At 37.0% G+C, this 4,960-nt stretch carries 6 protein-coding genes; 2 read left to right on the plus strand and 4 right to left on the minus strand.

What is annotated here, in order from left to right; all coding sequences use genetic code 11:
- Window positions 1-74: 74 nt before the first annotated feature.
- Window positions 75-1,010 (minus strand): ribonucleotide-diphosphate reductase subunit beta, encoded by a 936-nt coding sequence (locus CP355_RS09375; RefSeq protein ID WP_098044403.1) that lies wholly within the window; start codon window positions 1,008-1,010, stop codon window positions 75-77.
- 2 nt (window positions 1,011-1,012) lie between these two features.
- Window positions 1,013-1,459 carry a class Ib ribonucleoside-diphosphate reductase assembly flavoprotein NrdI gene (gene nrdI / locus CP355_RS09380; protein ID WP_098037191.1) on the minus strand — a complete coding sequence of 149 codons (447 nt, stop codon included), beginning with the start codon at window positions 1,457-1,459 and terminating at the stop codon, window positions 1,013-1,015.
- Window positions 1,460-1,585: 126 nt separating this feature from the next.
- Here nrdI and CP355_RS09385 point away from each other — a divergent pair, with 126 nt between their 5' ends.
- A complete protein-coding gene (locus tag CP355_RS09385) occupies window positions 1,586-2,209 on the plus strand; it encodes an LVIS_2131 family protein (protein WP_098044404.1) in 624 nt (207 codons plus the stop codon).
- Between the two features lie 45 nt (window positions 2,210-2,254).
- Here the strand turns inward: CP355_RS09385 and CP355_RS09390 are convergent, their stop codons facing one another.
- Together CP355_RS09390 and CP355_RS09395 are read right to left on the minus strand one after the other, a co-directional pair.
- The gene (locus tag CP355_RS09390; protein ID WP_098044405.1) at window positions 2,255-3,760 is read right to left on the minus strand and encodes an O-antigen ligase family protein; all 1,506 of its coding nucleotides are present in this window, start codon (window positions 3,758-3,760) and stop codon (window positions 2,255-2,257) included.
- A 92-nt stretch (window positions 3,761-3,852) separates the two neighbouring features.
- Entirely contained in the window at window positions 3,853-4,152 is a 300-nt protein-coding gene (locus tag CP355_RS09395) for a DUF2187 family protein (RefSeq protein WP_087176915.1), read from the minus strand.
- Window positions 4,153-4,246: 94 nt separating this feature from the next.
- Between CP355_RS09395 and CP355_RS09400 the strand changes: the two genes are divergently transcribed.
- The gene (locus tag CP355_RS09400) at window positions 4,247-4,792 is read left to right on the plus strand and encodes a guanylate kinase (protein ID WP_087176914.1); all 546 of its coding nucleotides are present in this window, start codon (window positions 4,247-4,249) and stop codon (window positions 4,790-4,792) included.
- Window positions 4,793-4,960 lie beyond the last annotated feature (168 nt).

The following is a 4,960-nucleotide window of genomic DNA, read 5'->3' on the forward strand; positions in this document are numbered from 1 at the left end:
TAGGAAATCATCGTTCTTTTTTCCTGTCTGAGAATTAGTTTTTTCCCAGACACTTTAGTACATCAAGGTTAATATTATTTGATTTCTTTAAATTTATTAAGCGAATGGTCATTGGTGTAGAAGAAGAAGTCTTCCAATACGGCACTCTTAATTACACCTTTTTCGATTGTCGCGTTAATAGTATCAGCTGTATCAGGATACTTACCTGAAAAGCCTAAGTTAAGATAAGCTTTATTGACGCTGTAGTAGAAGTAATGTTTGGCATCTTCTTCCCAACCAGTGCCTTTATATATTAAATGAATGTGCTTTTCTTCGTTAGCTACTAACTCATCGTATAAGTTTTCGATCCATTCCTTTAATCTATCTTGTTCATTCTTGCCAAGCTTGCTATAGCCTAAGCGGAACTTATATCCAGGATAGATACCGCTGAATGAAGTACCACGTAAGGCTAACTTAACAATTTCAGCAGTTCTAACCATCTTGCCGTCACCGAACAAGTAGAGTGGGGCGAAGAAGCCAGAGTGATAAAGAGCAGTTTCCAAAATTACATTAGCTGCTTTTTTCTGCAAGGCATCTCCACTTTGATAGATTTTATTTAAAATATGGATCTTATTTTGCAAATAAGGATTATTGTTTGCCCAATTCAAAGTTTCTTCGACAGTCTTGTCATCAGATAACTCATGCAAAACATAACTGTAACCCTTATTGGCAATTGATTCCAAATATTGCAACGCGTTTAAAACGGCAGATTCTTCAGGCGTAATTGCGTCCGCCTTAATCTGTTCAATACCGTTACGCATTTGTAAGCCAGACGAGAAAGACAATGCTCCAAAAGCATGAAGCAAAGCTTCTTGAATTGGCTTATCTAATTTTATAAATTCTTTTTTATCTTCTCTAACCGGAACGTTGCGAGGTTCCCAAATAATATCGTTTAGTCTCGCCCAAGCGGATTTGTCGACACGATCCTCCATGTCATTCCAGTTAATTGCTTCGTAATATTTCTCAGTCATACTCAATCTCTAAAATCACTCAAAAAGCTAATATTTCCACGTAATTCTTTAGGTTTTTGGATTTTCTTGTTGCTTTCACCAGTAGAAAGATCATGAACAATCTTGCGAACGTTTTTGACATCTTCACTTGTGCCACTAAATTCCAATAAATAAAGAATCGGCACTTTTAGCGTAGCTGCGATCTTCTTCGCGGTTTGAGCAAAAAGGTCGTTGAAGTTACGATTACCACAACCGATAATTCCGATAATATTCTTTTTATTGTCTTTATACGTTAAAAAGTTAACGACTGAATCCATCATGAAATCCTGGTATGCAGGAACGATCAAAATGTACTTTTGACCCATATCAAATTTGGGTTTAGCATCGCTGATCTGATGGGCTTCTAATTGCGTTTTATCAATAAAACGTTTAGTTTGCCCAGTTATTGAATAAAATGCTATTGCTACCATATTTTATACCTAATAAATCTAATGTACTCAATGCCTATCTTCTCACCTAAATCCCAAGTATTCAATAGTTAAGCTATTCAAATTTTGAAAAAATTCCCCTATAATGTAGAGCAAGGAGGAATCGTCATGTTTAGCTGGAATATTATTGGTATCTTAACCTGGGTTGCCATCATACTGTATTTAGTATTTATTATCCAAAATATTCGTCGTAGACGAATTAAGATGATTATTAAACAGCATAAGCACTTTAGCTGGCCTAACTTTATCTTGAATATAGTTGAGGTGGTCATTTTATTTGTAGCAGCTGGCTGGATGTTTAATCAAACATTTATGGATAATCCAGATTTGGAAGATGCAAGTCGAATTACTTCAAGCGTTAAATATGAACCGCTGATAATGAAGACAGGGGTTGGCAATTCAAGCTATGTCACGATCAATTCAGCTAAGAAGAGATACGGTTCTCAGTCATATACTTTTTATAAGGCAGGAAGCAAAATCACGGCGTCTAGTGATTATGCATCGATTGCGTATGGTGATACGGCATTAGATGTTAATGCAGAAAAGATTCCATACGTTAAAAAGACGCTTAAGAAAATGGATAAGAAATATCAACGTGCTTATGTAGCCATTTATACGGCGACATATAAGAAGAATTGGCAAAACGGTATTGGAATGCACGCAGGGCATTTGGCAACGCGTTATTACTTGATCCGGGTGCCAGATCAAAGCTTCATCAAGCAAGGAAAATAAGCAAAGAAAATCCCCATTCAAAGACGAATGAGGATTTTTGTATCTTTAATTTTTGGCTTTAATTTCAGCTAATAATCCACCTTCAACGAAGGCTAAGATGAAGCTGGCGGTTAAAAAGTCCATGACGTTGCCTGATGAAAATGCCGCAAACAGCATAAAAGCGATTGAAAGCAGCATGGAACTAATCAGGTAGGTGCGTTTTCTTCTATTCATTAGCCATTTAACAAAAGCGTACAGCATGATTGCTACGTACGGGCCAACAAATAGCAACATCCCGATCCAACCTAATGAATAGATCTGACTGGTGAAGTCTCGCTCTAGGTTAAAAATGTTGGTCTCACGGGTATATGAGATACCTAAGAACTTGTCCAACTTATTATTGTTAGTCTTAACTACTTGATCTAGCATAGCCCTTTCAACGTGACGGTTTTGCATCCGCGCAGTTCCCGGCTCGTTCATGATCTTAAGCCAAAATTCTGGATCATATTTGTAAGGGTAGCTCTTAGTGACAAACTTTTTGTTTAGGGCATAATCTTGATAATGCTCTTCGATAAATTCGATTAAAAATTGCTTCCGTTTTTCGCCGCTTGGATATTTTTTAAGACCAGCGGCTAATTCTTTCTTAGCAACAGTTAAGCTGTTATCAGATTGTTGCGCTAAAAACTTTTCATAATTGTAACGCTGGATTGCTGGACCGAAGGGGATAATCGCCATCGCACCAATTTCGATTATCAGCGCTACTAAAATTGCCTTGCCGTTCTTGATGACATCTTTGACAATGAACAAATGGAAAAGGTAGAGCAAAATACCGATGATAATGCCACCAATTAAGCCGATTAGCGCTACTTTAGTTCCAAGTTCGATCATTGCGAGGGCCTGCACGACATTTAAAGTAACGGTTTTCCAATTAAAATGACTGAACATGAAGTAGAGCATCAGGGGCACTAGCATGAATAGTACGGCTGAGACCATGTTGGCAAAGTTGAAGAAGCCTTTAGAAGCCATGTGGGAATAGCCGATGTTAGGATTGAAGAACCATTCAAAAATATTGGCACTGATCGGGCCGGTTTCGTAACTTCTAAGTGAAATCACGAAAAGGTTGCTGATCACGATGGTGAATGAAAATAGTCCGCTGATTCCTTCAATTACATGTCTGAATTGATCGTGAGTGAAATCTAACGCGGTAGTAAAGAAAATCACCATCAGCGGCAAAAGCATTCTAATGAGATAGAAGATTTCACTGACAGTCGAATAGTTGTAATCATTTGGATTAATACTATTAAAATGTTTCACGTGTAACAAGTGTAGAGCCGAGTAAATTACTAGCAAGGCTAAATAAAACAGTAGCCATTTGTTTTTACCCAATTTTTGCCAATTCTGTTTTTGACTAAAGAACATGCAAAAGATAACAAAAACAGCCAAAATTCTAATGATTGTAGGCAAAGTAAACGGCAAGACGTCAGCCAATTTGCCATGATAAAACCAATAAAGGTCCAAAAACGGCTGAATAAGGATGAACCAGAATAAAACGGTTCGAGTTTTCTCTTTCATAAAAAATCTCCCTAAATAGATCGATATTGTATTAATTTTAGGCAAAAAAAGATCCTGCGTAAATATTACCCAGGATCTTTTTGAATTTTGTTTTACTTCTTGCTGTCTTTGTTAGCCTTTTTAGTTTTAGCAATCTTTTCAACTTTAACTTCGTTAGTTGAAGCAGTCTTACTATTTTTAGCGGCACGAGCAGCCTTTAAGTTTTTGAAGTTGACCACAATCTTGTTGTTCAAGTCACTAATTGCAGTGGCATCAACTGGATCGTATGAAGTGATAGCTAAGAGAGCAGAATTTTCATAAATTTTTTCTACCTTACCTTGGAATGGCTTCTTAAGTTCTTCTTCTGACTTGGCACCAACGATTGCGCCAACTTTTACATCTGCTTTTTTCATGGAGTTATCTCCTCTCTTGATAAAAAATCTTGGTCTTTTGTAACATTGGAATGTTAATATAGATGAGCAACATTTTCAAGTGGGGGACTTTCTTTTGAAGAAAATAATTTTGATCGCGGGCCCGAGCGGCGCCGGAAAGACAACGATTTCTGATTATTTAAATGAAAAATATGGCATACCACGTGTTTTGACACACACGACGCGTCCAATGAGACCAGGGGAAAAGCAGAATGTCTCCTATCATTTTGAAACGGATGAAAGCTTCAAGACATTGCACTTTTTTGAGCACGTCAGATATGGCTCTTATCAATATGGGTCAAGTCGTGAAGCCTTAAACCTTGCTTGGAAAAAGAGCGATCTCGTTTCTTTAATTGTCGATATTAAAGGTGTTTATACTTATTTGAAACAATTAGGCAATAAAGTTTATTTTCTTTATGTCACAACTTCGACTAAAGAAGAATTAAAAGAGCGGCTTTTAAAGCGAGGAGATGATCCCGAAAAGATCAAAGAACGACTCAGCGGCAGTGAATTAAATCTGTTGCCGGAAGACTTGAAAGATTATGCACACATATTAGTTAATGATAATCTATCAGAAACCAAGAGTAAGCTAGATTCAATCACAGCAAGGCTTGAAAAGTGATTTGAAAGCCCTTAATTTTACAAGATTTTTTTAATGAAAAACGCCCGAAAATCCCCGTATTTTAATGCGGGGATGGATAGGGCCAAGCTGACCTAGCAGTCAGCTTTTTTTATTCTAAAAATAGAGACATACGTTCGACTTCCCTGTAAAATATAAATATCTAATCTA

The organism is Lactobacillus sp. UMNPBX4 (genome assembly GCF_002554115.1).
Lineage (GTDB): Bacteria > Bacillota > Bacilli > Lactobacillales > Lactobacillaceae > Lactobacillus > Lactobacillus gallinarum.